We start from the raw sequence: 25,654 nt of genomic DNA on the forward strand, positions 1-25,654 counted from the left end.
CCTTTGATTAACGCGCACGCAGGCTTTCGTAGTTTATCATGACGTGATCGCGATAGGCCGGTCTGGCCGACAGGGTTTCATAGTATCGCCGTAGGTGCCTGAATGGTGCGCGCGGGATGTCGATGTCAAAATACCTGTACAAAATGTGGCCCAACTGGATGTCGGCCAGCGTGAAACTGGTCCCTGCGATATAAGCGCTATGCGACAATTGTTGGTTGGCAATGGCCAGCTTGTCTTCCAGCACATGCAGGGCAGCGGTGATCGCTGTTTCATCCCGGTCGGAGGGCGCCGTTCTAACGACTCGCCAGAAGACCGGCACGGTAAAATTCATGGCGACGTTCAGCTTGGCCCATTCCGCCCATTTATCGACCGTTGCACGTCGCACCGGGTCGTCGGGCCAGAAACTGTCATCAGCATAGCGTGCAGCGAGGTATCGAAGGATCGCGCCCGTTTCCCAAATTGTTGTGTCGTCGTTGTCCTGTACCACCGGAATTGTCCGGTTTGGGTTGAGGGCCGCGAAGGCATCGCTGTCCAGCCCGCCAAATTCATGTCCGACGTCATGGCGGCGAAACAGCAGGCCCAGTTCGCCGACACACCACATCAACGCCTGGACGTTGGATGATGTTTTGCGACCCCAGATTGTCAGCATGAGTCAGAAAAGCGATCCCTGATCCGGGGCGTCGGGTTTGGTTTTTTTGGCCGCTGGTTTGGCCGATCCGCCGGTTGTCAGACGACCATCAGAAAATTCGATCTCAAGAACAGGATGCCCGGCTGCCTGCGACTTGGTGGTGACAACCGCACCTTCTGCGCGAACCACAGCGTACCCTCGTTCCAGCGTCGCTTTGTAACTGAGCGTTTCGCGCAGCCGGTCGGTCGCGTCCAATTGTTGACGAAGGCTGTCCAGCCGGGATTTTTGCGCTGTATTCAGACGCTCTGACAGTCGGTTCAGGTTTTCGGTGCGGTTTTTCAGTTCCTGTCTGATCGGGCGCAGAGACAGGCGGGACGTCAGGTTGTGCCATCGGTCGCGGCGGGTTTCGACAATCCCGCGCAGGGTTGACGGGCGTAAATGTGCGGATGTGTCCAGCAACTTGACGCGCCGGTTCTGAACACCGCGGATCAGGGCGTTGGGCAGGCGGTCTGAGACCTGATCCAGGCGTTGCCTTGGTGTGTCGAGCAGGCTGTCAGCCCTTGGCAGTGCACGTGACAAATCCCTTAAGCGCTGCGAACGGCGTTGCACGGCATCCGTTGCTGCCCGCGACAGACGCGCGCCTTGTTCGCCGGTCCAGGCCAGCAATTCCAGCCGCACGGGTACCGCCAGTTCGGCGGCGGCGGTTGGCGTAGGAGCCCGACGATCCGAGACGAAGTCGATCAGGGTCGTGTCCGTTTCATGCCCCACGGCTGAAATCAGTGGAATCGCGGATGCGGCGGCAGCCCGCGCGACGATTTCCTCGTTAAACCCCCAAAGGTCTTCGATTGAGCCACCACCGCGCGCAACGATGATCAGATCGGGGCGGGGTAAAGCGCCGCCGGGTTTCAGCCGATTGAACCCTTCGATTGCCCGCGCGACCTCGGGCGCGCAGTTGGCGCCCTGAACTGCAACCGGCCAGATCAGCACCTTTCGCGGGAACCGGTCGCGCAGCCGGTGCAGGATGTCGCGGATCACCGCGCCGGAAGGAGAGGTCACAACGCCGATGATCTGGGGCAGGTAGGGCAGGGGAGTCTTGCGTTCGGGCGCAAACAGGCCTTCCGACTCAAGCTGTTTCTTGCGTTTCTCCAGCAAGGCCATCAGCGCGCCTTGCCCGGCAACCGCAACTTCGTCGACGTTCAGATTGTATTTCGATTGCGCGCCGAAGGCGGTCAGCCGTCCGGTGACGACAACCTCAAGACCTTCTTCGGGCACAACGGAGAGGCCGGAAACCTGACCTTTCCAGGTTGTGCAAGCCAGGACGTTCCGGTCATCCTTGATGTCATAGTACAAATGCCCCGAACGTGCTTTGAAGACGCGACCGACCTCGCCGCGCACACGGATTCGGCCAAACGCACCTTCGAGGGTCCGTTTCACTTCGCCCGAGATGTCCGAAACAGTGTATTCAGGGGTATTCTGGCCGGGAATTGGGTCGTCTAGCAGGTCGGACATTTCAGCGCCTTGTTTCAAATGCTCACCCAGCTTAGAACGCCGCGCAGGCAAGGCCAAGCAGATCGGAGAGCATTCATGAACATCCTTATTCTCGGCAGCGGCGGGCGTGAGCACAGTCTGGCCTGGGCGGTGCTGCAGAACCCCAAATGCGACCGTCTGATCGTGGCACCCGGAAATGCCGGGATCGCGCAGATCGCCGATTGCGCGGCGCTGGATATCGAAAACGGTGGCGCGGTTGTCAGCTTTGCCGAAGAAAACGCGATAGATTTCGTGATCGTCGGGCCCGAAGCCCCTTTGGCGGCAGGTGTTGCCGACCGGTTGCGGGAAGCGGGCGTCCTGGTTTTTGGACCGTCGGCCGGTGCCGCACAACTTGAGGCATCAAAGAGCTTTACCAAGGAAATCTGCGATGCCGCGAGTGCCCCGACAGCGGCTTATGCCCGGTTCACCGAGGCCGGTCCGGCCAAGGACTACATCCGGACCCAGGGTGCGCCCATCGTCGTCAAGGCGGATGGTCTGGCCGCGGGCAAGGGCGTGATCGTGGCAATGGACGAGGACACCGCGCTGGCGGCCATCGACGACATGTTCGGTGGCGCTTTTGGCGGTGCCGGAGCCGAGGTCGTGATTGAAGAGTTCATGGAGGGCGAAGAGGCCTCGCTTTTCGTGCTGTGTGACGGTGAGGATATCCTGTCCATCGGTACTGCGCAGGACCACAAGCGTGTGGGAGAAGGCGATACCGGGCTGAATACCGGTGGCATGGGCGCATACTCTCCCGCACCGGTTTTGAACGCCGAAGTCGAAGCGCGTGCGATGGAAGAGATTGTGCGCCCGACCATGGCCGAGATGAAACGTCGCGGGATGCCGTTTCAGGGCGTGCTTTATGCTGGATTGATGATCCGGGACGGGCGGCCGAGGTTGGTCGAGTACAATGTTCGTTTCGGCGATCCGGAATGCCAGGTACTGATGATGCGACTTGGTGCGCAGGCGATGGACCTGATGCACGCAGCCGCCGAGGGACGTTTGCGCGATACACAAGTTAATTGGGCAGATGATCACGCGATAACGGTTGTCCTGGCTGCAGAGGGATATCCGGGGACCTATGAAAAAGGTTCGGTGATCCGGGGGTTGGATAACCTGCCGGAAGACAGCAAGAACATGGTGTTCCATGCCGGAACCAAGTCTTCTGAAGGGCGGACTACGGCGTCGGGCGGGCGGGTTCTGAATGTCACGGCACGTGGCGGATCGCTGCAGGACGCGCGTGACAGGGCTTATGCGATGATTGATGCGATAGACTGGCCCGAGGGCTTCTGTCGGCGGGATATCGGCTGGCGGGCACTGTAAGCTCTGGCAGAGGTCTCGTGGCGGGCTGCGCCCGTCACGGGTTCTTGATCAGGGGGCTTTGCCCCCTCGGCCTGCGGCCTCACCCCCAGGATACTTTTGGCCAGATGAAGGGGCGGATCAGCAAGTCAGGGCTTGGGCGAGGCTGTCGCGGCCTTGGAAGGGTCCCAGATCTGTAGATTGCCAGCCATTGTCATACGTGACGCTGACAATATGCGACCAGTTCCCGTCGGCCAGTATCAGCGAGGGAGTGTCCCCGCAGGAGCGCAGGCCGCCAGAGATGAAATCTTCGCCGATGCGATGGTTTGTCAGATTGGGAATTGTTGCGATCTCGGTCAGTTGGTTGTTTTCGAAACGCCAGATCCGTAGCGTTTTCGCCAGATGAGGGCGGTCGACATAGGCGATTTCGACATGGCCGTCGTTGTCCAGGTCCGCTGCGCCGACCGGTGCGAGCCAGCGGAAACGGGTGCCGATGTAGGGCGTGGCCGCGATCAGGCCGCCGCCGTTGTAGATTGCAAGCCGGGCACCCTTGTCGCGATGGCTTTCGACGACAAGGGCTTCGCGACGGCCGTCGTTGTCAACGTCGACCAGGCGCGGCCGGATGTCTTCGAAAACACGTTCTTCTGGCAGCCGTATAGTATACTGCGTCGATCCGGGTGCGTATTGCAGGACCAGCGCGCCGTATTCAATCTGATCACCCAGAACACCATGGGGGTATCGCGCCGTGGGTTCGGAGTATTCGGCCGAGCCCAGTGGTTCATACTGCCACGGTTGCTGCGATTGTGCCGTGACCGGACATACACCGAGTGCGATTGCGACGGCGACGACCGGTCTGGCTGGCATCAGATCTGTTTTTCCGGCATCTGCACGACCAGACCGTCCAGAGCATCCGTGACCTTGATCTGGCAGGTCAGGCGCGAGCGGGTCGGATCGGGTTCATAGGCAAAGTCCAGCATGTCTTCTTCCATGTCGTCCTTGGCCGGGATTTTCTCGACCCAGTCGGGGTGAATGTAGACATGGCAGGTCGAGCAGGCGCAGGCGCCGCCGCAATCGGCCTCGATGCCGGGGATGTTGTTGTCACGGGCCCCTTCCATGACGGTCAGTCCGTTGGCGACCTCGACAGTGTGTTCGGTACCGCCATGCTCGACATAGGTGATCTTTGCCATTGCGTGCGTCTTCCTTTTGCGATGTTCGAAACCTTCCTTAGTCAAGGCATTTAGCTCTTTCCAGCCTCATTTGCGACTCGGCGTGCCGCGACTGGACTTTCTTGTCATTTGTTCTATTTTTGTTCTCATGCTTATTGTCCCTGTTCGCCCCACAGATCAAAATAGCGATTGGCCACGCCCGCCCGCGTGCCTGCCCGCCTGCCAACTGAACGCCCCGCCCGAAGGTGCGAGCGTGACGGTGGCGGGGCTGGTGATCCTGCGGCAGAGACCGGGGACGGCCAAGGGGGTGATATTCGTCACGCTTGAGGATGAGACCGGCATCGTCAACGTGGTGGTCTGGCGCAAGATCTACGAACAATTCCGCCGCGCGGTGATCTCGGGGCGGTTGTTGCGAGTAACGGGCCGGATGCAGCGGGCGCATTCTGTGACACATGTGATCGCGGAAGAGATCGAGGATATCTCGGGGATGCTGGATGTGCTGGTGCGGGGGGAGGGATAGGTCTGCCTTACGGACAAAGTGGACGCTTACCGGTTGCAAGACTTGCGGTCCGGCGCTCATGGATACGTGCTTTATGATCCATGTGTGAGTATAAGGATGATCCATGTGTGAGTATAAGGCGCTTTTCCGCCGCTTTGACGCCGGTTGGTCGACTCTCCGATGCCGGAAGGGTACTTGCAAGCATCTTTGCGCGTCGGCCTTTGTCAAAGTCTGGGCTTGACTGTGCACCACTCAACGTCTTCTCGAAGTCAGTCCGGATGCCCAACGTAACACAAAATGGATCGCTCAAAAAAAATGTCCGACCGGATGAGAGCCAGATCCATGATCGTTTTGTCGAACTTTCAGAGTTCACGCGATCAAAAGGATATGTACACACCGCCAGAATGATCGAAGAGGCACTGAATGCTTACGCCTTCGAACGCAGGCACCTTGGGATTGCAACAACGTACCTCTCAGAATTGCAGCAGCAGAAGGGCGTTGAGTTGTCACGGTCGGAGGAAGAAACAGATCGGAAACAGCATTCGGTTCCAAACTTCCGCTCTGCGCGGTCGAAAAAACCGATTGGCGTGGATTTCAAAAAGACAGAGCGTTCAGTCGGCCCAGCTCAAACAACAGAGACAGGGCATGCGGCTTTTGTCCTGACCGCCCGGATGCGTACGGACGGCAGCAATGCTGCGCAAATGCGCAAGGGTCTCCGGAAAAAAAAGCTGATGCCTTTGCCGGCGGAGCCTGAATTCCTGTTTCGCTAGCGGTCTTTGGTATGGCCAAGGTAAAATCAGCGATGATCATTGAGAACCCAAAACGACTTCCAAAAACCATCACCGCTTGAATAGCACCCCTTGCGATTGCTTGTCCCGGTGATCGCCGCGCAAATCGGCATGCAGCGCGCGACCGGCCTGCACGCCGGGGCGGGCACTGACGATTTCCAGCCAGCGCGCAAAATGAGGCTTGTCCTCAAGCACTTGCTGTTGACCTTCCCACAGGCTGGCCCAGCCCCAGATCGACATGTCGGCGATGGAATAGAAGTCGCCCGCGACGTACTCGTTTTCCGCCAGCCGACGATCCAGTACGCCATACAGACGCCCAACCTCTGCCCGGTAGCGGTCCTTGGGATAGGGGTGGTCCTGCGGCGGGTCCATGTTCGGGGCGTATTTCAGGAAGTGGTGCGCCTGACCGGCCATGGGGCCGACGCCGCCCATTTGCCACATCAGCCATTCTTCGACGGCAATGCGATCACGCTCGGTTTCGCCATAGAACCGTCCCGTCTTGCGGGCCAGATACATCAGGATCGCTCCGCTTTCGAAGACCGAAACCGGGGCGCCGCCCGGGCCGTCGGGGTCGACAATTGCGGGCATGCGGTTGTTCGGCGAAATCTTCAGAAATTCGGGGTCGAACTGATCACCCTTGCCGATATTGATCAGATGGGTTGTGTAGGGCAGGCCCATCTCTTCCAGGGCAATGGAAACCTTCCAGCCATTCGGTGTTGGCCAGAAATACAGATCGATTGGGTTGGTCATGGCTCCTCCGTGTATCGGCGATCATGCGGCTTTTTGCCGGTTCGGCAAGAGGCGGTTACGAAAGCGTGACAGAACCAAGCGCAGCCTTGACGAATAGCGGCCCGAGGCGTATGGCAGCACAGAGCTACGTGGCGATTTGTTACCGGATTGCGGGCCACGCTAAACAACACCGCTAAAAGGTCAGGATGAAAGACCCCTTTCGCTTGGCCGCGTCTGGGGTTTTTTGTTTGCCTCCTGCGCCGGGGGCGGAAAGGAAAAAGATGAGCGAGACCTGGAACAAACGCACTCAAGCCGTTCATGGCGGTATTCGCCGCAGCCAGTACAACGAGGTCAGCGAAGCGATCTTTCTGACGCAGGGTTTCGTCTATGACACTGCCGAGCAGGCCGAGGCGCGATTCATCGAATCCGGCCCGGATGAGTTCATCTATGCCCGCTATGGCAACCCAACCGTGGCGATGTTTGAACAGCGCATCGCCGCTTTGGAAGGCGGTGAAGATGCGTTTGCCACCGCATCCGGCATGGCGGCCGTGAACGGCGCGCTGACGTCGATGCTGCAGGCCGGTGACCATGTTGTTTCGGCCAAGGCGTTGTTTGGCTCCTGTCTGTATATTCTTGAAAACATCCTGACGCGGTATGGCGTCGAGGTGACGTTTGTGGACGGAACCGATCTGGCCGCGTGGGAGGTTGCGATCCGGCCTGACACCAAGGCTGTTTTCTTCGAATCCATGTCGAACCCCACGCTTGAGGTCATTGATATTGCCGCAGTGTCCCGGCTTGCTCATGTGGTCGGTGCCGTGGTTGTCGTCGACAATGTGTTCTCGACCCCGGTCTTCTCGCGCGCGATCGAGCAGGGTGCCGACGTGGTTGTGTATTCAGCCACCAAACACATAGACGGGCAGGGGCGTGCTCTGGGTGGTGTGATCATCGGAACTAAGGAATTCATCCGTGGCACGGTCGAGCCGTATCTCAAGCATACAGGCGGCGCGCTGAGCCCGTTCAACGCCTGGATCATGCTGAAAGGGCTGGAAACGATGTCGTTGCGCGTAAACGCGCAGGCCGAGACGGCGCAGACAGTTGCAGAAGCGCTTGAGGGGCATCCTGCTCTGGTTCGCACATTGTATCCGGGGCTGAAAACCCATGCGCAGAACGCGCTTGTTCAGGATCAGTTGGGCGGCAAGGGCGGAACGGTTCTGTCGCTGGATATCCAAGGCGGAAAAGAAGCAGCCTTTGCATTCCTGAATGCCATGACCATTCCGGTGATCTCGAACAATTTGGGTGATGCGAAGTCGATCGCGACACACCCCGCCACAACCACGCACCAGCGCCTGAGTGAGAAGCAGCGGGATGAGTTGGGCATCACGCCGGGCCTGATCCGCCTTTCAATCGGGCTGGAAGACCCGACAGATCTTCTGGCGGACATTCAACAGGCACTTGCGGCATCGCAAAAATAGACAGATGCACCCTGTGGCTTGCAGTCGCCGCAGGGTGCACGTGCCTCAGGCCCGTCCGTAGAAACCCATCCGCTCGGTATCCGAAAACGTGACACCGGGACTCTCATAGTAGGAAAACACCGCAATTATCCGTGGCTTGCTTCCGGCTACGGGCGTCACCCGATGGGCGGTATTCTTGCCCTTGAACACGTTCAGGGTTCCGGGGCTGAGGGAAATAACCCGACTGTTTTCATCGTTGCCGCTCAGCAGTTTTGCAACGCCGTCATAGTTCGGGTCGGTTTCACTGCGCAGGTCTTTCCGGTACTCAAAAGCGCCACCCTGATCCGGTGCCTGTAACAGCATCGTTGTGGTAAACTCTGACCGGTCAAAATGCCAGTTCAGGGCCTGACCCTCGCGATAGGACATGACGTTCACCCGGGCCATCGGATCGTCCATCACATACAAAGTGGGTTTGTCCATCGTCGCCGCCAGAAATCGGGCGAATTCGGGCCATTCATAAAGTCTGAGCAAGGCAGAGTCAGGGATCTGGTCCGCGCAGAGCGTCCGGTTGGACGTCTGAAACTCCTGCAAAGCCGGGTGGTCGCCCGGCAGGCCGTCGATCCTTTTGAAGTAAATGTTGTGTCGGCGCTCGTGCAGAAATGCTTCGCTGTCAAATCGGGGGGCCATTTCCGCCACCGCCGCTGCCGCGACCTTGCTGTGCATCAACCCATCGAGGTTGAACATTCCGGTCGCTTCAAGGTCTCTGCGGCAAGTTTCGACAAGCGCGTCCCATTCCGGGCTGCCGGGTTTGTCGATTGGAAACCGGTCAAGATCAAGAATGTCTCTCATGCCCTCCCTTTCCTTTGCTGGGGTCCTGCACCCTTTGCACCTACTGAAAGGCTAGGTCGGGAAATTTGAATTAACTGTCCCGTTTGCGACAGACATCCAGTCCTGGGCTATCGCGACTTGCGAACCAATGCAGGAATTTCGCAAGGAACGGCGCATTCTTGTTGAAAATGACGGTTTTGCATTATTTTTTGCAGTGCGATCTGATACTGCGCGCCTATCGGGCAAGACTGGTAAAAGAACGACAGTCGTATATATTCCGACGACCAACCCCGAGGAAATCTGATTGATGAACGTTTACCCCGGCGACCTGAACGACGCACCCGACGACGAAGATGCTGCCGCGGCGCTGAAGCTTCTGCGCAAATGGGCAGAATCTGCTACAGAGGCCGAGATCAATCAGCTTGATCCTGCTGTTGCCCGGCTTGTTCCCGGCTTGATTGCGTCCAATTATCCCCCTTTGTCGCGGCAATACCCTCAGAACTTTCGCGTCGATGAGGCGTATCGCGCGACGTTGCCCGATCTGCAAAACGGTCCGTCCAGCCTGATCCGCGGCGCAAAGCAGCAAATTCAGCATGTGGGTATCTCGAATTTCCGCCTGCCGATCCGCTTTCACCGCAAAAATGATGAGGATCTGACGCTGGAAACCTCGGTCACGGGCACTGTCAGCCTTGAGGCCGGGAAAAAGGGCATCAACATGTCCCGGATCATGCGATCCTTCTACAAACACGCGGAACGCACCTTCAGTTTCGAGGTGATGGAAGCGGCACTGGACGACTATAAGACCGATCTGGACAGTTTCGATGCGCGTATTCAGATGCGGTTCTCGTTTCCAGATCGCGTTGAAAGCCTCCGCTCTGGCCTGGGTGGGTTCCAGTATTATGATATCGCGCTTGAACTGGTCGAACAAAATGGCGTGCGTCAGAAGATCATGCATCTGGACTACGTCTATTCTTCAACCTGCCCATGTTCGCTGGAATTGAGCGAGCACGCACGCGCATCGCGGGGGCAATTGGCGACACCGCATTCGCAGCGTTCGGTCGCGCGAATCTCGGTCGTTGTCGACAGCGCCGCAGATTGCTTGTGGTTCGAGGACCTGATTGCCCTGTGCCGTCGCGCGGTTCCGACCGAAACTCAGGTCATGGTCAAGCGCGAAGATGAGCAGGCGTTTGCCGAACTGAATGCCGCCAACCCGATTTTTGTCGAGGACGCCGCTCGGTTGTTCTGTGCCGAACTGCTGGCGGACCACCACATCGGCGATTTCCGGGTAGTTGCCAGCCATCAGGAAAGCCTGCACAGCCACGACGCGGTGTCCATTCTGACAGAAGGGCCGACCTTTGCGGCGGCCAGTCTGGATCCCCGGCTGTTCACCACATTGTTCCACGTCGGTTGATCTGCCTGATTTAAGGGCAGTTTTCCGAAAATAGGGTGCGTCTTGGCGATTTTTTGCCGCACTGCAGCAAAAATTCTGCACAAGCACAAATATCCGGGTAGTCTGCAAGACAATGCAGATGCAGCATGATCGCACCAGGTGGTGCGACACCTTGAGGGATGCCGGGACGTGCAACGCCTTGGATTGCAAATTCGGTCTGCCGCCCAAAGGGCCCGAGCCGGGGAATCCCCTTTGCTCTGTCTCTGCCTGCATCGCTTTCAGAGGAGAATTAGTAGATGAACCCGATTTCCGGACCATTGGAACTTCAGGCTGCGGCCGTGCGTGTGGCTGGCTATGCCATGGTCAATCAGATGAAGATCATGCAAATCATGACCCGCTCTGCGATCGAGTTGCCTTTAGTACCCTTGCAGGCACTACGTGCGGCAGCGTCTGAGTCCTCTGCGGTGGAACCTGCTAAGGAACCAGTCCGCGCAAAGCCAGCGGCAAAGCCAAAGGCAGCGGCAAAACCAAAGGCAGCGGTAGAACCAAAGAACCGGGCAAAACCTAAAGCGCAGGCAACGCCAAAGGCACCTGTTGTCAGAGCGTCGTCTGTCACGCCCAAACCGGTGGCAAAGAAAGTGGAATCTAAGACCACGCCGGTCGTCAACGCTGCCACGCCGAAACCGGCCAGCGCAAAATCGTCCGCTACTGTGGCCGAGGCGCCGACGCCCAAAAAGCCAGCGGTCAAGCCGGAAGCGGCGGCAAAGCCTGAAACCGTCAAAGTGGCGGCACCCAAATCTCAGGCAGGCAAGACGGCCGAAATAGTGACAACCAAACAGCCGGAGGCCGAGCCAAAGCCTGTCGCGCGTCAAGCAAGCAAGGCATCCGAGGCACCAGCGGCGGCAAAACCTAAAACCGCCGCCGAACAGCCGGTGCGGCGCACCCGGGCACCTTCCAAACCGCCCGCGATGCCAGTTCAGGCACCAAAATCGGACAGTTGATCCCGACATCCGCTTGACACAGTCGTGCAGGCGCGCCAACGCTGCGCCTCATGACGGATATGCGCCCGGTTGGATATGTGATTGGCCTGTTGGTCGCCATTCTAGGGGCGACCATGCTGCTGCCGTTGCTTGCTGACCTGATCGAAGGGCGGGGCGAATGGAATGTGTTTCTGGAAAGCGCCGTCATTACCGTTATGACCGGCGTGGTCCTGGCCATGAGCTGTTCGAACGGTGTGGGCGAGGGGCTGACAATCCGCCAGACCTTTCTGCTGACAACCGGCGTGTGGGTTGCCCTGCCGGTGTTTGGCGCCATTCCGTTCATGTTCGGCGAAACCGAACTGCGTTTCGTTGACGCCTATTTCGAGGCCATGTCCGGCCTGACTACGACAGGGTCCACGGTTCTATCGGGCCTGGACGGCATGCCCACTGGATTGCTGCTGTGGCGCGGAATCCTGCAATGGTTGGGCGGGATCGGAATCATCGTGGTTGCGATGGTGTTCCTACCCGAACTGCGCGTCGGGGGGATGCAGATCTTCCGCTCGGAAGGGTTTGAGACCATGGGAAAGATTCTGCCGCGCGCGCAAGAGATCGCCGGGCAGATTTCCATGATCTATGTTGTACTGACTCTGATTTGTGCCCTGGTCTATGCAGCCTTCGGGATGAGTTTTTTCGACGCCGCCGTGCATTCGATGACGACCATCGCGACCGGAGGATTTGCCAACTATGACAGCTCATTCGCCGTATTCTCGGGTCCTACAGAGTATGCCGCTGCCGTTTTCATGATTCTGGCTGCACTGCCATTCGTGCGGTATGTGCAACTGGCCAATGGCAACACCGGTTCGCTTTGGCAAGACAGCCAGATTCGCGCCTTTCTGGCGACCATTGCGGTGTTGGTCGTTGTCATGACCGTCTTTCTGACGACCGTGTTCCCGCACCATTGGGAAAGAGCTTTGCGGGAATCGCTGTTCAACATCACCTCGATCATTTCCGGCACGGGCTATGCCAGCGTCGACTACATGGGTTGGGGCAATTTTCCGATTATGCTGTTCTTTCTGATCGGTCTGATCGGTGGCTGCGCGGGTTCTACGGCCTGTTCGATCAAGGTATTCCGGTATCAGCTTTTGTTCGCGTCGATCAAAACCCAGATCAGCCGCATTCGTTCGCCACACGGCGTGTTCACACCGCAATATGACGGCCGCCCCATCAGCCGAGATGTTTTGACCTCGGTCATGAGCTTCTTCATGTTCTTCGTGCTGACGATGGGCGTCCTGTCCTGGGCGCTGGCTCTGACCGGGTTGGATTTCATTACATCCGTGTCCGGTGCTGCAACCGCACTTGCCAATGTCGGACCGGGCCTCGGCAATCAGATCGGACCGGCCGGCAATTTCGCGGGGTTGAGCGATACGGCGAAATGGCTGCTGATCACGGGTATGCTGGTCGGTCGGCTTGAACTGCTGGCGGTTTACGCGATCTTCACCGTTCAATTCTGGAGAAGTTGATGAAAAGAACCCTTGGTGCGCAGATCTCGCATATGCTTAGGGATCGTGGCGTAGATGTGATCTTTGGCATTCCGGGCGTACATAACCAGGAAATGTATCGCGGTATCGAAGAGGCGGGCATCAAGCATGTGCTGGCGCGGCACGAGCAGGGGGCGGGCTTTATGGCCGACGGCTATGCTCGTGCTACCGGGAAACCGGGCGTGGCTTATGTGATTTCCGGACCAGGATTGTGCAATATCATGACGCCGATGGGGCAGGCTTATTCCGATTCCGTCCCGATGCTGGTTCTGTCATCTTGTCTGGATGAGGTAAATGCCCAGCGGGGCCAATTGCATCAAATGAAGGATCAGCGCGCCGCCGCGGAAACCGTGGCGGACTGGTCCTGCCTGGCCAACACCGCCGACGCGGCCTTTGGCCTGGTCGAACGCGCGTTCGAAGAGTTTGAGCTGAAGCGCCCCCGCCCCAAACACATTCAGGTGCCGATCGCACAGCTTGAGGCCGAGGCTGACCCGGCGCCGTTCCCGAATCAGCCCGGGCTCAGAACAAAAGTGCTGCCACCTGATATCGCGCCGGTCCTGTCGATGCTGAATATCTCGCGCCGCCCCCTGTTCATTCTGGGCGGAGGGGCGCATTCAAATCTGTGGCGGCAGATATTAACGCAACTGGGGGCGGCGTGCTTCACCACCTTTGCTGGGCGGGGAATGGCGGGCACCGGCTATGCTCTGGATTTCGGGGCGATGCTGACACGACCGGGCAGCGCCGATGTGATCGCGTCAGCGGATCTGGTTGTCGCCGTTGGGGCAGAATTGGGGGAAGTCGATCTCTGGCGCGACAAACTTGGGCACACATCGCAACTGATCCGCGTCGATCTGGACCCCGAGGTTCTGTCAGACCGACATCGTGCAGCGATCAAGCTGCAGGCGGATGGTGAAAGCTTTGCGAAAACGCTTTGGGCGGTGTTGGATAAGGTGAAACCGGCAACTGGTTGGACTGCCGAGGAGGTGGCCAGTGCCCGTACCAAGTGGCGGGCCGAAATCGACGCCGAACGCCCCGGGATCGCCGCAGCGATTGATGTGATGCGCGCGGCTTTGCCCGCAGATTCAATGATTTATTCGGATATGACGCAGTTTGCCTATGTCGCAAAGGAACTCTGGGACATGGCCTATCCGTATCACTGGCATCACCCGACCGGGTTCGGCACGTTGGGATATGCGTTGCCTGCCGGCATTGGCGGCGCGATTGCCCGACGCGGCAAGCCCACGGCCGTGATCGCCGGGGACTATGGGTTCCAGTACACGATGCAGGAATTGGGCGTGGCGGTCGAACTGGGTTTGTCCCTGCCAATCATTCTGTGGGACAATGGCAAGCTGAAGGAAATTGAAGACAGCATGGTGCGCAGCCAGATTGCGCCGAATGCCGTTGAGGCTCGCAATCCAGATTTCTGCAAGCTGGCCGAAGCATTTGGCGCGTTGTCGTCCCAACCCAACTCGGGGGTCGACTTGCAATCCGCCATCCGTGCGGCGTTTGATGCGCCGGTGCCCACGCTGATCCGCGTCACACCGGACATATTCTGAAGCTTCGGAAAACAGATATGGCGCCGCCTGGTCAGGCGACGCCATTAGTGGAACCTAACGGTTTCTTAGTCCCAGCAGTGAACCAGAACAGTCATTCCGGTTGCGCGGCGGTTCAACTCGTTTGGTGAAATTTCACCGACTGCCTGCCCAGGCTGACCTGCAACACCGGCTTTATCCAGGACTGTACGCAGTCGATCAACCGAGGCGGCAAGACTGACCGAGTCGGGCAGGGTGCGACCGTCAGAGGCCTTAGGCAGAAGCATCCCGACCACGTTTCCGCTGTCGTCGAACACCGGACCGCCTGCATCGCCGGGCTGTGCGACCAGTGTAAGACGTTTTATTCCATCTTCGCCATTCAGGCCCCGCACATCGGCGACTTGACCGAAAGTCAGTGTTGGTGCACCCAATGCGCCCAGATAGGAAAAGCCAGATACGGCCACTTCGGATCGGATACGAGGCTCATCTGCGCTGAATTCGGCCACGCTCATGGGGGCAAGTGCCCGGCTTGGGCGCAACACGGCCACGCCTAGATCGGCATCGTCCCACGCCACCTGAACCTCCTGATCGTCGTCCAGGGTCATACGGGTGCAGTTGTTTGCCACTTCCGAAACCGTCAGAACCGTACCGTTGGCAGCGGCGAAGAAGCCCGAGCGGGACAAGCGCGGTTTACGCACCTGCAAGCCTGAAACCAGGTCGATCCGCTGTTCCGCATCCGCGCCGGCACCGGCGTCAAGGACGGCATCCGTTGTGGCAAAGCTGGCGTTGATGGAGGCCAGTACGCGTGCACGACGCGCCTCGTCCCCTTCCGGCCAGACCAGGGTGAAGCCCTTGATCTTGCCATCCTTCAATGCGGCCTGCGTATACGATACGATCCCTTTCCCGCGGCCTTCCAGCGTGAAGCGATCGCCCCGCAGGGTGCGCGGGCCGTTCAGCGGAACAATTTCCAACGACTGCATCACCTCGTACAAAGCGCGCAACGTCGCTTTGTCACCTTCCTGGCTGATCAACAGCACCTGTGCATTTAGATCTGAGGTCGCATTGAAATGCGCAAACGGTGCTTCGTAGCGGTCAAAGGCCACAACACCCAGCGGCAAGTCCAGTTCAATACCGGCCTGCGGGTCTGCATAACGCTTCATGCCAACGCTGATCAGCGGTGCATTGTAGTCATCCATCAAGGCCTTGCGCTGCAGCGTCGTCAGAACGCCGGTGGTTTCAAACCCATTGAAGCGCTGCCATTCGGCCATGGAACGGCGTGTACCCTGACCAAATGCCCCGTCGATCGTCGAGTTATAGAAACCCTCCGACTGCAATGCTGACTGCAGGTCTTTGCGTTCCTGCGCAGTCAGCAGACGTTCGCCCTGCAGAGCTTGCGATCGGGTTTCATCGGCATCTTGCGGAACCGCTGCAGCTTGCGGCTGTTCTGTTTGCGCCTGGGTTTGAACCGGCGGCGTTACCGCGCCCCGATCCAGAACGTTCGCACCAACTGGCCAGAATTGCGGCCCCAGTGCGTTCGAAAAGGCAATGAAACTGTCCGACGGGATTTGACCCTCAGCCCGGTAAACCTGCAGAACCTGATCCGCATCTGATCGTAAATAGGGTCCTATTACAATGGCATACCAGCCGCTGTTAAGGCGAAACCCATTCACGTCGGGCAGGGTATTTGCATAGATCTGCGCCCGATCCTGCGCCGCCTGCAAGGTCGGTTGTGCCTCGATCTGGACCCAGACACCCGTATCCTGTTGCGCAAAAACGGCGCGCACACCCAGTAGAAAAAGAAATGCAATTGAAGTGAATATGCGTGCCATTGTCCGCCTGTGTTTCGCAGAGTTTTTTCAGCCCGGAGAATACGCCAAATCAGCCTCGGAACGCCATGGCCAGATTACGGGGAATTTCCAGTGTGGCCGCACAGAGACATGACGAGCCCACTGGCCCGTTGACGCCCCCGGACCCCTTGCATAGGAAGGGCAAAACCGACCGGAAACGGATGCTGCGGCGTCCAGGGGAAATGTCATGACCGAACCGTCCAGCGCTCCACGTTCATTTCAGGAGATCATCCTGAGGCTTCAGACCTACTGGGCCACCAAAGGATGCGCCATTCTGCAGCCCTATGACATGGAAGTTGGAGCTGGCACGTTTCATCCTGCCACGACGCTCCGCTCGCTGGGGTCCAAACCCTGGGCTGCGGCCTATGTGCAGCCCTCGCGCCGTCCCACTGATGGTCGCTATGGCGAAAACCCGAACCGGTTGCAGCACTATTATCAGTATCAGGTGCTGATCAAACCCAGCCCGCCCGATCTGCAGGAGTTGTATCTGGGCAGCCTCGAGGCGATCGGCATCGACATGGAATTGCACGACATCCGATTTGTCGAAGATGACTGGGAAAGCCCAACTCTGGGCGCATGGGGTCTTGGCTGGGAAGTCTGGTGCGACGGGATGGAAGTCAGCCAGTTCACCTATTTCCAGCAGGTCGGCGGACATGATTGCGCGCCGGTCTCGGGTGAACTGACCTATGGGCTCGAGCGTCTGGCGATGTATGTGCTGGGCATTGATCACGTGATGGACATGCCGTTCAACGACCCGCAATCGTCCAGCCCTTTGACCTATGGCGACATCTTCAAACAGACCGAAGAGGAATACGCCCGCTGGAACTTCGATGTGGCCAATACCGAGGTATTGCTGCGTCAATTCGAAGAGGCCGAGGCAGAATGCGCCGCCATTCTGGCGCAGGAACATGACGATCCCAAGACCGGGAAGCGTATCATCATGGCGCACCCCGCTTATGACCAATGCATCAAGGCCTCGCACATCTTCAACCTGCTTGATGCCCGTGGCGTGATCTCGGTGACGGAGCGTCAGGCGTATATCGGGCGTGTGCGGGCGCTGGCCAAACAATGTGCGGATGCGTTTGTTCTGACCGGGGCCGCCGGTCACGCGGGCTGATGGGCCGGTCAGGCCAAACCGGGAAGCAATGCCTTCAGGCCGTCCGCGATCATGCCGATTGCGATGGCCGACAGGATCATGCCCATGAACCGGCTCATGATCACGCGCGCGTTGTCAGACAGCCGCTTTGCCAGGGCCGTGGCGTTCCAGAACGTGATCAGAAGCAACAGCACGACCGCAAGAAAAACACATGTGTACACAATGGCTTCGGTCGGGCTTTTGATGCGATGAGCATACAGGATCAGGGTTGTAATCGTTCCGGGACCCACGAGAATGGGAAATGCAAGCGGGTAAAAAGCGACCGCTTCAAGCGTCGCATAGGATTGCTTTTCATCCTGCGTGCCATGGTGCGAACTGCTTTCGTTACCGTTCAGCATGTTCAGCCCGAACATCAGAACGACAAGGCCCCCGGCAACGCGCAGGTCGTCGACGCTGATTCCAAAAAGACCCAATACCTGACTGCCGATGACGGCAAACCCTCCACCCAGGATCAGGCAATAGACAGCAGTCTTGATCGCAACTTTTCGCTGGTCGGCGACGGACAGGCTCTGTGTGACGCTCAGGAACACCGGCAGGTTGGTGACCGGGTTCATAATCGCGAAAAGCGCGCCAAAAAAGCCGATGGCAAGGGTCGTTTCCATTCAGTGTGCCTCGATCAGTTCTGCAATCTGCGCGAGGTTGTCCTATTTTCAACGATGAATGAAGGGGCAGCATGAGCGAAAAAAGAAAAAGTTCGGCCGGAAAGGTCCTTGTTGTCATTCTGTTGATGTGCGCGGCCATCGCGGGCATCAGCATGTATTATTTGCAGATTTACGGGTTCTACTATGATGTCGAAGCGAAACCGGGCAAGGATGTCGTTCTGACGGAAGTCAAAACGAACCAGCCGGTTGCTATCAAATACAGCGCATTTGAGGCGATTGACGCGGATAGTTCGCCGATCCGCTATCGCGCCTGTTTCGAAACAGAGCTGACATTGGAAGATTTGTCCGCAGCCTTCATGCCTGCCGACGATCCCGAACCGCTAACCGCGCCCGGCTGGTTTGACTGCTATGATGCCTTGGCCGTCGCCGATGCGCTGAAAACCGGACATGCGCGGGCGTATGTCGCCATTAAAAACGTCCATTTCGGGGTCGATCGCATTGTGGCCGTGACCGATGGCGGGCAGGGCTATGTCTGGCACAGGCTGAACAATTGCGGCGAAAAGGCTTATGACGGGACAGTTGTGGGCGAAGAATGTCCGCCGCGGCCACAGGAGTAAGAGGTTCATTTTGGTTGATACGGTCCAGATCCCCGATTTCCTGACAGCGACGCTGGGATTTGCGGTTTACCTGATCGGTGCCGAGATCAACGCCCGGGTCGCAACTCTGCGTCAGTTCAACATCCCCGAACCGGTAACAGGGGGGCTGCTGGCGTCGCTCGTTGTGCTTCTGCTGTATTTGGTGGCGGGTCTTGAACTGTCCTTTGGTTTGGCGGCGCGGGACTTCCTTCTGGTGCTGTTCTTTGCCGGGATCGGATTGAATGCCCGATTGTCGGATCTGATTGCGGGCGGCAAGCCCCTGTTTTTGCTTCTTGTCCTAACTCTGATCACAATTGTTGCGCAAAACGTCATTGGCGCGGTTGGGGCTGTCGTGTTCGGGTACCCGATGCAATCCGGAGTATTGTTTGGCTCTGCCGCGCTGATCGGCGGTCACGGTACTGCAATCGCATGGGCCCCGGAAGTGGGCCGGGCCACCGGTCTGGAAGGCGCGACCGAACTTGGTGTGGCCGTGGCCACGCTGGGTCTTGTTCTGGCTGCGCTTGTCGGCGGCCCCGTCGCTCGGTTTCTGATCGAAGGGCGCAGCCTCAGCCCGGATCGGCCGGAAGAAGAGCACACCGTTGGTCTGCCGGACAATCCGGATGAAGCGAGCGCCGGAATAGATCACCTGACGGTGATGCGCGTTTTGCTTCATCTGAATCTGGCCATCATTCTTGGTTACGCACTCAGCGAAGTCATCACGGCAGCCGGGCTCAAACTGCCATTGTTCGTGCCCTGCCTGATCATGGGCATCGTGATCGCCAACGTCCGATCGGCCATCGCGCCCTCAGCCCCTCCGGTTGCGCGAACTCCGTCGCTGGCGCTGATCTCCGAGTTCGCGTTGGGTGCTTTTTTGGCCATGTCACTGATGAGCCTGCAATTGTGGACCATTGCGGAACTTGGAATTGCAATCGCCGCAATCATGACCGCGCAAACCCTGTTTGCGGTGGCATTCGTTATCTGGGTGCTGTTTCCGATCATGGGGTCGAATTACCGCGCTGCGGTGCTGGCTGCCGGGTTCGGAGGTTTTTCGCTGGGTGCCACTCCGACCGCCATCGCAAATATGACCGCCGTGACCAAGCGATATGGGCCGTCGCCTATTGCCTTTATCGTGCTGCCCCTTGTATCCGCATTCTTTGTGGATATCGCCAACGCCATCGTCATCCAGACGATCGTGAATTTCTAAGGACCGAAAATGCCCGACCTGCTGATCGAACTGTTTTCCGAGGAAATCCCCGCACGCATGCAGCGCCGTGCGGGTGAGGATCTGAAAAAGAAGGTGACAGATGGTCTGGTCGAGGCCGGTCTGACGTATGCCGGGGCCGCAGCGATGACCACTCCGCGCCGTCTGACATTGGCGGTCGAGGGGTTGCTGGCCGAAAGCCCCACCATCCGGGAAGAGCGTAAAGGCCCGAAGGTCGGCGCGCCGGACAAAGCCATCGAAGGGTTTTTGCGCGGCGCGGGCCTGACCCGCGATCAGTTGGAAGAACGCGAGACACCCAAAGGTGCGGTGTATTTCGCAACCATCAAAAAGTCGGGTCGCCCGGCTGCCGATATCGTGTCCGAGGTGCTTGAGGCCACCATCCGCAATTTCCCTTGGCCCAAATCGATGCGCTGGGGCAGTGGCCCGATGCGCTGGGTACGCCCTTTGCACTCGATCCTGTGTATCCTGACCGACGAGGCCGGAGCGCAGGTGGTTCCGCTTGAGGTCGAGGGGATCACCGCCGGGGACAGAACCGCCGGTCATCGCTTCATGGCGCCGGATCGTTTCTCGGTTTCGTCTTTCGAGGACTATTCGGCCAAGTTGAAGCGAGCCTTTGTTGTATTGTCTCCCGAGGAGCGCGCCGAACATATCTGGAATGACGCCCAGAACCTTGCCTTCGCTGCCGGTCTTGAAGTGGTCGAGGATAACGGGCTACTGGCCGAGGTCGCCGGTCTGGTCGAATGGCCGGTCGTTCTGATGGGCAAGATTGATAGTGAATTCCTGGATTTGCCACCCGAGGTTCTGCAAACCTCGATGAAGGAACACCAGAAGTTCTTTTCGGTCCGCAATCCCAAAACGGGTCGGATCGAACAGTTCATTACCGTTGCAAACCGTGAAACCGCTGACAACGGGGCAACCATTCTGGCCGGGAACCAGAAGGTTCTGTCGGCGCGTCTGGCAGACGCCAAGTTTTTCTGGGAGAACGACCTGCGCGTTGCCAAGTCGGACATCGCCCAGTGGACCCGTGCGCTGGAGAATGTGACCTTCCACAACAAACTGGGCACGCAGGCCGAACGGATCGACCGCATCGCAGCGCTGGCCCGCGAACTGGCCCCGGTGGCGGGGGCGGATGCGGATCAGGCCGAGAAAGCCGCGCGTCTGGCCAAGGCCGATCTGAATTCCGAGATGGTCTATGAATTCCCCGAACTTCAGGGGCTTATGGGCCGCTACTACGTCGCGGCCGCAGGCGAAGACGCGACCGTCGCCGCCGTGGCACAGGAGCACTACTCGCCGCTGGGTCCGTCGGATGACGTGCCGACCGCGTCGCTGTCGGTGACCGTAGCGCTTGCCGACAAGCTGGACACACTGACCGGGTTCTGGGCGATTGATGAAAAGCCGACCGGATCGAAAGACCCATTTGCCCTTCGCCGCGCGGCGTTGGGCGTTATTCGGCTGGTGCTGGATAACAATCTGCGTGTTCGGATGGACCGTTTCTTCGACAGCCAATTGGTTCGAGCGGAAAGTGCTATCAACGACGCGCTGCCGGAAGCGAATACACGCGTTCTATTGGAAAAAATCGCCGAGCACGGCGTATTTGGTGCGGCCTTTCAGACAGTCAAAGAAGGGCTTGAAGGATCACCAGCGGCGGCGTTTCTTGAGCTGGAGAAAAAGGTTCCAGACGCATCTGACGACCTCCTCTCCTTCTTCCATGACCGCCTCAAAGTCTTCCTGCGTGACGAGGGTATCCGCCACGACATCATCGACGCCTGTATCGCGATGGACGGCAATGACGACCTCAACCTGCTGGTCAAACGCGCCCGCGCGCTGAATGCGGTGATTGCGACCGAGGATGGAGAGAACCTCGTGCAGGGGTTCAAACGCGCCAACAACATCCTGACACAGGCCGAGGAGAAGGATGGCGTCGAATACTCCTATGGCGCCGACATAAAATTTGCGGAGACCGACAGCGAAAGGGCGCTGTTTGCTGCGCTGGATCAGGCGCAGGCCGAAATCGAACCTGCGCTGAAGGCCGAGGACTTTCCAAAGGCGATGGCTACCATGGCCGCGTTGCGCGGCCCGGTCGATGCGTTCTTTGACGAGGTTCAGGTGAATACCGACAATGATATTCTCCGCCGCAACCGTCTGAACCTGCTCAGCCAGATCCGCCGGGTTTGTCTGGGCGTCGCCGACCTCAGCAAGATCGAAGGCTGACCCAGAACTCACTTGCGCCAACAGTGTTTGCGCTTATGCTGCGGTGAAATCAAAAGGTGCCGCAGTGCAGAATAACCCGCATACAACGCTGATCACATCCGACGCGCCCGTCGCCGCCCATACCCATGGCGGCCGGGCGAAATGCCTGCAACGTCTGGTCCGGCTTGACCTGCCGGTCCCGCGCACGGTCGCCTTGTCATTCGATGCGGTCCACCGGATCGCCGAAGGTCATATCCCCGACATCGCCGCCATTCTGGAACAGTTCGAACCGACTGCATTGCTGTGTGTGCGTCCCAGCTCCGAGGACCCCGACTGGGGCGGGCCGGGCGCGGTTCTGAACATCGGCATGAACGACGCCCGCTTTGTTGACCTGTCCGACAAGATGGGAGCTGAAGCAGCGGCCGCACTGTATCTGCGTTTTGTCCAGAGTTATGCCATCCATGTTGCCCGGCTGGACCCTGACCTGTTTGATGATATCGATCTCACCGGTCGCGAGGGGTTGCGCCAGTCCTTGCGCGCTTACGAAGATGAAGCCGAAGAGGCCTTTCCGCAGGATCGGGGCGAGCAACTAATCGGTGTTCTACGTTCGATGGCCCGAGCCTGGGATGGCACTTCCGCGCGTTTGCTGCGTCAGGCCAAGGGCGCGCCGGCCGATGCCGGCCTTGGCCTTGTCATTCAGGAAATGATACCGGGCGTCGGGCAGGGGGAATGCGGTTCCGGAGTTCTGCAGCTTGTGGATTCCACGACCGGGCTGCCGCAGATCACGGGCCGTTACCTGAGTCAAAGCCAGGGTCGGGACGCTTTGGGCGAAGACGTGGCGGCGCTGTATCTCGAAAAAGACCCGCGCGGCTTGTCACTCGAAGAGCTGGCCCCCGATGCATTTAACGACCTGAAATCTCATGCCGCGCTGATGCGCGAAAAGCTGCGTGAGGAAATGCAGGTCGAATTCGTTATCGAAAACGGACACGTGCATATTCTGGACGGGGTACGCGTTCAGCGCAGTGCCCGCGCCGCGATGCGGATAGCCGTGCGTCTGGCCGAAGACGGTATTGTGCCGCCGCAGGACGCGGTGATGCGCGTTGATCCGCACTCATTGAACGAGTTGCTGCACCGGCAGGTACACCCCAAGGCAGAGCGGGACATCCTGACCACCGGGATCGCCGCCAGCCCGGGTGCGGCAACAGGCAAGATTGTTTTTACCTCCGCCGAGGCACAGGCCAGCGCGGCGCGTGGTGAACCCTGCATTCTGGTGCGGCGCGAAACTGCGCCCGAGGATGTGCGCGGTATGCATGCCGCAGTGGCAGTGCTGACGGAAAAGGGCGGCATGACCAGCCACGCAGCGGTTATCGGGCGCGGTTTGGGCCTGCCGTGTATCGTTGGCGCGTCGGAGATGCGGTTCCAGACAAAAAAGAAGCTGCTGACCGCTCCGGACGGGCGTGTCTTCCAAACCGGTGACGAACTGACAATTGATGGCAGTTCGGGTCAAGTTCTGGCCGGTCGGCCCGCGATGCTTGAGGCCGCGTTGGACGATTGTTTCCAGACACTGATGGGTTGGGCCGACGCCGAGCGCGATATTGCAATCCGCGCCAACGCAGACACGCCGGCGGACGCACAGACCGCGCGGAATTTCCAAGCCCAGGGCATCGGCTTGTGCCGAACCGAGCATATGTTTTTCGATCCCGGTCGGCTTATTGTCATGCGCGAGATGATATTTGCGCAGACCTCGTCGGGTCGTGCGGCTGTGCTGGAACGTTTGCTGCCGATGCAACGCGAAGATTTCGTGCAGCTTTTCCGGATCATGGAAGGGCAACCTGTCTGCATCCGCCTGTTCGACCCGCCATTGCACGAGTTCCTTCCAACCACTCGTACAGGGCAACGTGAACTGGCCGAAGCACTTGATCTGCCGGTGTCGGATGTCGAGCGGCAGGTCAATGCGATGACTGAATACAACCCGATGCTGGGCCTGCGCGGCGTGCGTCTGGGGGTTACGGTGCCTGAAATCTATGACATGCAGGCGCGGGCCATCTTCGAGGCCACGATCGAAGCCAGTATGGATGGTGCGGCCGTCGTGCCCGAAGTCATGATTCCGCTGGTTTCCGCCAGGCGCGAGGTCGAGCTGGTGAAGTCCCGTATCGACTCCGTGGCTGCGGCCGTCGCCTCGGAAAAGGGGCAGGAATTCGAATACAGACTGGGCGTCATGGTGGAAACACCGCGTGCGTGCCTGCGTGCGGATGAGATCGCGCCACAGACCTCGTTCCTCAGCTTCGGAACAAACGACCTGACCCAGATGACCTATGGGCTGTCACGCGACGACGCGGGAAGGTTCATGTCCGCCTATGTGCGCCAGGGCGTGTTTGTCGAAGATCCGTTTCATGTACTGGACCGCGACGGCGTCGGCGAGCTGCTGAAACTCGGGGCTGAACGCGGGCGTGCCGCGCAGCCGGATGTCACGCTTTCGGTCTGCGGCGAACATGGCGGAAACCCCGAATCAATCTCGATTTGCCGCGATCTGGGTTTTGACTATGTGTCCTGTTCGCCCTTCCGGGTGCCTGTCGCTCGGCTGGCTGCCGCTCAACTGGCGATTTCGTCCAGACTTGGGGGTTGACAAGGGTCGCAAGCCCTAGGAATAGTGGTTTTGGAAGGACCTGTGGTCGAAAAAACTCGACCCCGCAGGCAATTTTCCTCTTGCATTTTTTTCAGATGTAGACCTTTCGCCCTCAGTGCGTTAAGAGCCTCATCGCGCCCGCCGGGGGAGGGTATGGCGCGAGAAGTGCCTGTGCGAGGTTATCTGATGCTACGTTACATAATGGCTGTTGCCACTGTGGCAGCAACCGTGCTGCCGACTGTATCCTTCGCCGAGAAGGAAGAGACTCATTCCGCCAAGGCTGAGCTGGTGACTCGGAGTGAACTGCCGGGTCAGGTTTTTCGTGATTACCTGAAGCTATTTACGCCCCGAAAAGAAGCCAAACCGCTGGACGTATCCTATTCCAAGGAATGGTTGGACCAGCAGCCCAAGGCAACCGGCGATGAGCATTGGAAGTGTCTGGCCGAAGCGCTGTACTTCGAGGCACGCGGCGAAAGCGTCCGTGGTCAGTTTGCGGTGGCCGAGGTTATCTTGAACCGGGTTGAAAGCAGCCGCTTTCCGGATGATCTGTGCGGTGTCATCCAGCAGGGAACGGGCAAGAAGTACCAGTGTCAGTTCACCTACACCTGCGATGGCCGCAAAGAGGTCATTCACGAAAAGAAAGCCTATGAGCGTGTCGCTAAAGTTGCCCGCACGTCCATTGATGGGATTGCAGATCAACTGACCGAAGGGGCAACGCATTATCACACCAAAGCCGTACGCCCGTCTTGGTCGCGGGTGTACAAGGAAACCGCCCGGATCGGTGTGCACATCTTCTATCGTCACAATTACCGTACCGCGAGCAACTGACCTGCTTCCGATTGGTGACTAAGCACCGCGAATGCTGAACCGGCATTCGCACGCTCGGGTTTCGCAAGTTCTCGCCGGTGCAAATGGCCCAAGTGGCGTTTTAGGCGGTTGGAATGGCGTTTGTATGAATGTTATAGGCCTGCGCACCGCCTATGATAGGCAACCTGCACTGCCCGAGCCCGAAAAGGCCATACCC

23 protein-coding genes and 1 riboswitch are annotated in these 25,654 nt (G+C 58.7%); of the genes, 15 read left to right on the plus strand and 8 right to left on the minus strand.

Translation table 11 applies throughout. The features are described from left to right. Positions 1 to 7 precede the first annotated feature (7 nt). On the minus strand, positions 8 to 649 hold the full coding sequence (locus ACR0J8_RS17030) for a glutathione S-transferase family protein (RefSeq protein ID WP_480526401.1): 642 nt from the start codon (positions 647 to 649) through the stop codon (positions 8 to 10). Positions 650 to 652: 3 nt separating this feature from the next. After that, positions 653 to 2,137 carry an exodeoxyribonuclease VII large subunit gene (xseA, locus tag ACR0J8_RS17035; RefSeq protein ID WP_480526403.1) on the minus strand — a complete coding sequence of 495 codons (1,485 nt, stop codon included), beginning with the start codon at positions 2,135 to 2,137 and terminating at the stop codon, positions 653 to 655. Positions 2,138 to 2,212: 75 nt separating this feature from the next. Here xseA and purD point away from each other — a divergent pair, with 75 nt between their 5' ends. Then, positions 2,213 to 3,475 (plus strand): phosphoribosylamine--glycine ligase, encoded by a 1,263-nt coding sequence (gene purD, locus ACR0J8_RS17040; RefSeq protein ID WP_480526405.1) that lies wholly within the window; start codon positions 2,213 to 2,215, stop codon positions 3,473 to 3,475. Between the two features lie 117 nt (positions 3,476 to 3,592). On the opposite strand, the gene ACR0J8_RS17045 is transcribed toward purD, so the two are convergent. Together ACR0J8_RS17045 and ACR0J8_RS17050 are read right to left on the minus strand one after the other, a co-directional pair. Further along, positions 3,593 to 4,315 carry an FG-GAP repeat domain-containing protein gene (locus ACR0J8_RS17045; RefSeq protein ID WP_480526407.1) on the minus strand — a complete coding sequence of 241 codons (723 nt, stop codon included), beginning with the start codon at positions 4,313 to 4,315 and terminating at the stop codon, positions 3,593 to 3,595. Then, complete coding sequence (locus ACR0J8_RS17050) at positions 4,315 to 4,638, minus strand: 2Fe-2S iron-sulfur cluster-binding protein (RefSeq protein ID WP_480526409.1); 324 nt, start codon at positions 4,636 to 4,638, stop codon at positions 4,315 to 4,317. The genes ACR0J8_RS17045 and ACR0J8_RS17050 overlap by 1 nt, the downstream gene beginning before the upstream one ends. 127 nt (positions 4,639 to 4,765) lie before the next feature. Between ACR0J8_RS17050 and ACR0J8_RS17055 the strand changes: the two genes are divergently transcribed. Continuing rightward, the gene (locus tag ACR0J8_RS17055; RefSeq protein WP_480891280.1) at positions 4,766 to 5,137 is read left to right on the plus strand and encodes an OB-fold nucleic acid binding domain-containing protein; all 372 of its coding nucleotides are present in this window, start codon (positions 4,766 to 4,768) and stop codon (positions 5,135 to 5,137) included. Positions 5,138 to 5,394: 257 nt separating this feature from the next. Continuing rightward, complete coding sequence (locus ACR0J8_RS17060; RefSeq protein ID WP_480526413.1) at positions 5,395 to 5,886, plus strand: hypothetical protein; 492 nt, start codon at positions 5,395 to 5,397, stop codon at positions 5,884 to 5,886. 69 nt (positions 5,887 to 5,955) lie between these two features. Here the strand turns inward: ACR0J8_RS17060 and ACR0J8_RS17065 are convergent, their stop codons facing one another. Continuing rightward, positions 5,956 to 6,654 carry a glutathione S-transferase N-terminal domain-containing protein gene (locus ACR0J8_RS17065; protein WP_480526415.1) on the minus strand — a complete coding sequence of 233 codons (699 nt, stop codon included), beginning with the start codon at positions 6,652 to 6,654 and terminating at the stop codon, positions 5,956 to 5,958. A gap of 118 nt (positions 6,655 to 6,772) precedes the next feature. Continuing rightward, positions 6,773 to 6,850, plus strand: a riboswitch (SAM riboswitch). A 64-nt stretch (positions 6,851 to 6,914) separates the two neighbouring features. Between ACR0J8_RS17065 and metZ the strand changes: the two genes are divergently transcribed. After that, positions 6,915 to 8,105, plus strand: a complete 1,191-nt coding sequence (metZ, locus tag ACR0J8_RS17070; protein ID WP_480891284.1) for an O-succinylhomoserine sulfhydrylase — start codon at positions 6,915 to 6,917, stop codon at positions 8,103 to 8,105. Positions 8,106 to 8,150: 45 nt separating this feature from the next. Here the strand turns inward: metZ and ACR0J8_RS17075 are convergent, their stop codons facing one another. After that, positions 8,151 to 8,933 carry a HalD/BesD family halogenase gene (locus ACR0J8_RS17075; protein ID WP_480526418.1) on the minus strand — a complete coding sequence of 261 codons (783 nt, stop codon included), beginning with the start codon at positions 8,931 to 8,933 and terminating at the stop codon, positions 8,151 to 8,153. 127 nt (positions 8,934 to 9,060) lie between these two features. Between ACR0J8_RS17075 and ACR0J8_RS17080 the strand changes: the two genes are divergently transcribed. The 5 genes from ACR0J8_RS17080 to ACR0J8_RS17100 all read left to right on the plus strand — a co-directional run bounded on the left by ACR0J8_RS17080 (position 9,061) and on the right by ACR0J8_RS17100 (position 14,376). After that, entirely contained in the window at positions 9,061 to 9,216 is a 156-nt protein-coding gene (locus tag ACR0J8_RS17080; RefSeq protein WP_480891287.1) for a hypothetical protein, read from the plus strand. A 3-nt stretch (positions 9,217 to 9,219) separates the two neighbouring features. Then, a complete protein-coding gene (gene folE2, locus ACR0J8_RS17085) occupies positions 9,220 to 10,323 on the plus strand; it encodes a GTP cyclohydrolase FolE2 (RefSeq protein ID WP_480526420.1) in 1,104 nt (367 codons plus the stop codon). Positions 10,324 to 10,598: 275 nt separating this feature from the next. Next, positions 10,599 to 11,303 (plus strand): hypothetical protein, encoded by a 705-nt coding sequence (locus ACR0J8_RS17090; RefSeq protein ID WP_480891290.1) that lies wholly within the window; start codon positions 10,599 to 10,601, stop codon positions 11,301 to 11,303. Positions 11,304 to 11,353: 50 nt separating this feature from the next. Further along, positions 11,354 to 12,802, plus strand: coding sequence for a TrkH family potassium uptake protein (locus ACR0J8_RS17095; protein ID WP_170616471.1), 1,449 nt, complete (start codon positions 11,354 to 11,356; stop codon positions 12,800 to 12,802). Next, positions 12,802 to 14,376, plus strand: coding sequence for a thiamine pyrophosphate-binding protein (locus ACR0J8_RS17100; protein ID WP_480526424.1), 1,575 nt, complete (start codon positions 12,802 to 12,804; stop codon positions 14,374 to 14,376). The genes ACR0J8_RS17095 and ACR0J8_RS17100 overlap by 1 nt, the downstream gene beginning before the upstream one ends. A gap of 65 nt (positions 14,377 to 14,441) precedes the next feature. On the opposite strand, the gene ACR0J8_RS17105 is transcribed toward ACR0J8_RS17100, so the two are convergent. Further along, on the minus strand, positions 14,442 to 16,181 hold the full coding sequence (locus ACR0J8_RS17105; RefSeq protein ID WP_480526426.1) for a serine protease: 1,740 nt from the start codon (positions 16,179 to 16,181) through the stop codon (positions 14,442 to 14,444). A gap of 205 nt (positions 16,182 to 16,386) precedes the next feature. Here ACR0J8_RS17105 and ACR0J8_RS17110 point away from each other — a divergent pair, with 205 nt between their 5' ends. Continuing rightward, on the plus strand, positions 16,387 to 17,316 hold the full coding sequence (locus ACR0J8_RS17110; RefSeq protein ID WP_480526428.1) for a glycine--tRNA ligase subunit alpha: 930 nt from the start codon (positions 16,387 to 16,389) through the stop codon (positions 17,314 to 17,316). An 8-nt stretch (positions 17,317 to 17,324) separates the two neighbouring features. Here the strand turns inward: ACR0J8_RS17110 and ACR0J8_RS17115 are convergent, their stop codons facing one another. After that, on the minus strand, positions 17,325 to 17,957 hold the full coding sequence (locus ACR0J8_RS17115; RefSeq protein WP_170616463.1) for a MarC family protein: 633 nt from the start codon (positions 17,955 to 17,957) through the stop codon (positions 17,325 to 17,327). 71 nt (positions 17,958 to 18,028) lie between these two features. Here ACR0J8_RS17115 and ACR0J8_RS17120 point away from each other — a divergent pair, with 71 nt between their 5' ends. The 5 genes from ACR0J8_RS17120 to ACR0J8_RS17140 all read left to right on the plus strand — a co-directional run bounded on the left by ACR0J8_RS17120 (position 18,029) and on the right by ACR0J8_RS17140 (position 25,458). Then, entirely contained in the window at positions 18,029 to 18,574 is a 546-nt protein-coding gene (locus tag ACR0J8_RS17120; protein ID WP_480526430.1) for a DUF6446 family protein, read from the plus strand. 10 nt (positions 18,575 to 18,584) lie between these two features. After that, positions 18,585 to 19,796 (plus strand): sodium/glutamate symporter, encoded by a 1,212-nt coding sequence (gene gltS, locus ACR0J8_RS17125; protein ID WP_480891295.1) that lies wholly within the window; start codon positions 18,585 to 18,587, stop codon positions 19,794 to 19,796. A gap of 9 nt (positions 19,797 to 19,805) precedes the next feature. Further along, the gene (gene glyS, locus ACR0J8_RS17130) at positions 19,806 to 22,025 is read left to right on the plus strand and encodes a glycine--tRNA ligase subunit beta (protein ID WP_480891298.1); all 2,220 of its coding nucleotides are present in this window, start codon (positions 19,806 to 19,808) and stop codon (positions 22,023 to 22,025) included. A gap of 43 nt (positions 22,026 to 22,068) precedes the next feature. After that, positions 22,069 to 24,630, plus strand: a complete 2,562-nt coding sequence (locus tag ACR0J8_RS17135) for a putative PEP-binding protein (protein WP_321253623.1) — start codon at positions 22,069 to 22,071, stop codon at positions 24,628 to 24,630. Between the two features lie 186 nt (positions 24,631 to 24,816). Beyond that, on the plus strand, positions 24,817 to 25,458 hold the full coding sequence (locus ACR0J8_RS17140) for a cell wall hydrolase (protein ID WP_170619755.1): 642 nt from the start codon (positions 24,817 to 24,819) through the stop codon (positions 25,456 to 25,458). The last annotated feature ends 196 nt before the right edge of the window (positions 25,459 to 25,654 follow it).

Source organism: Ruegeria sp. N11, assembly GCF_056531525.1.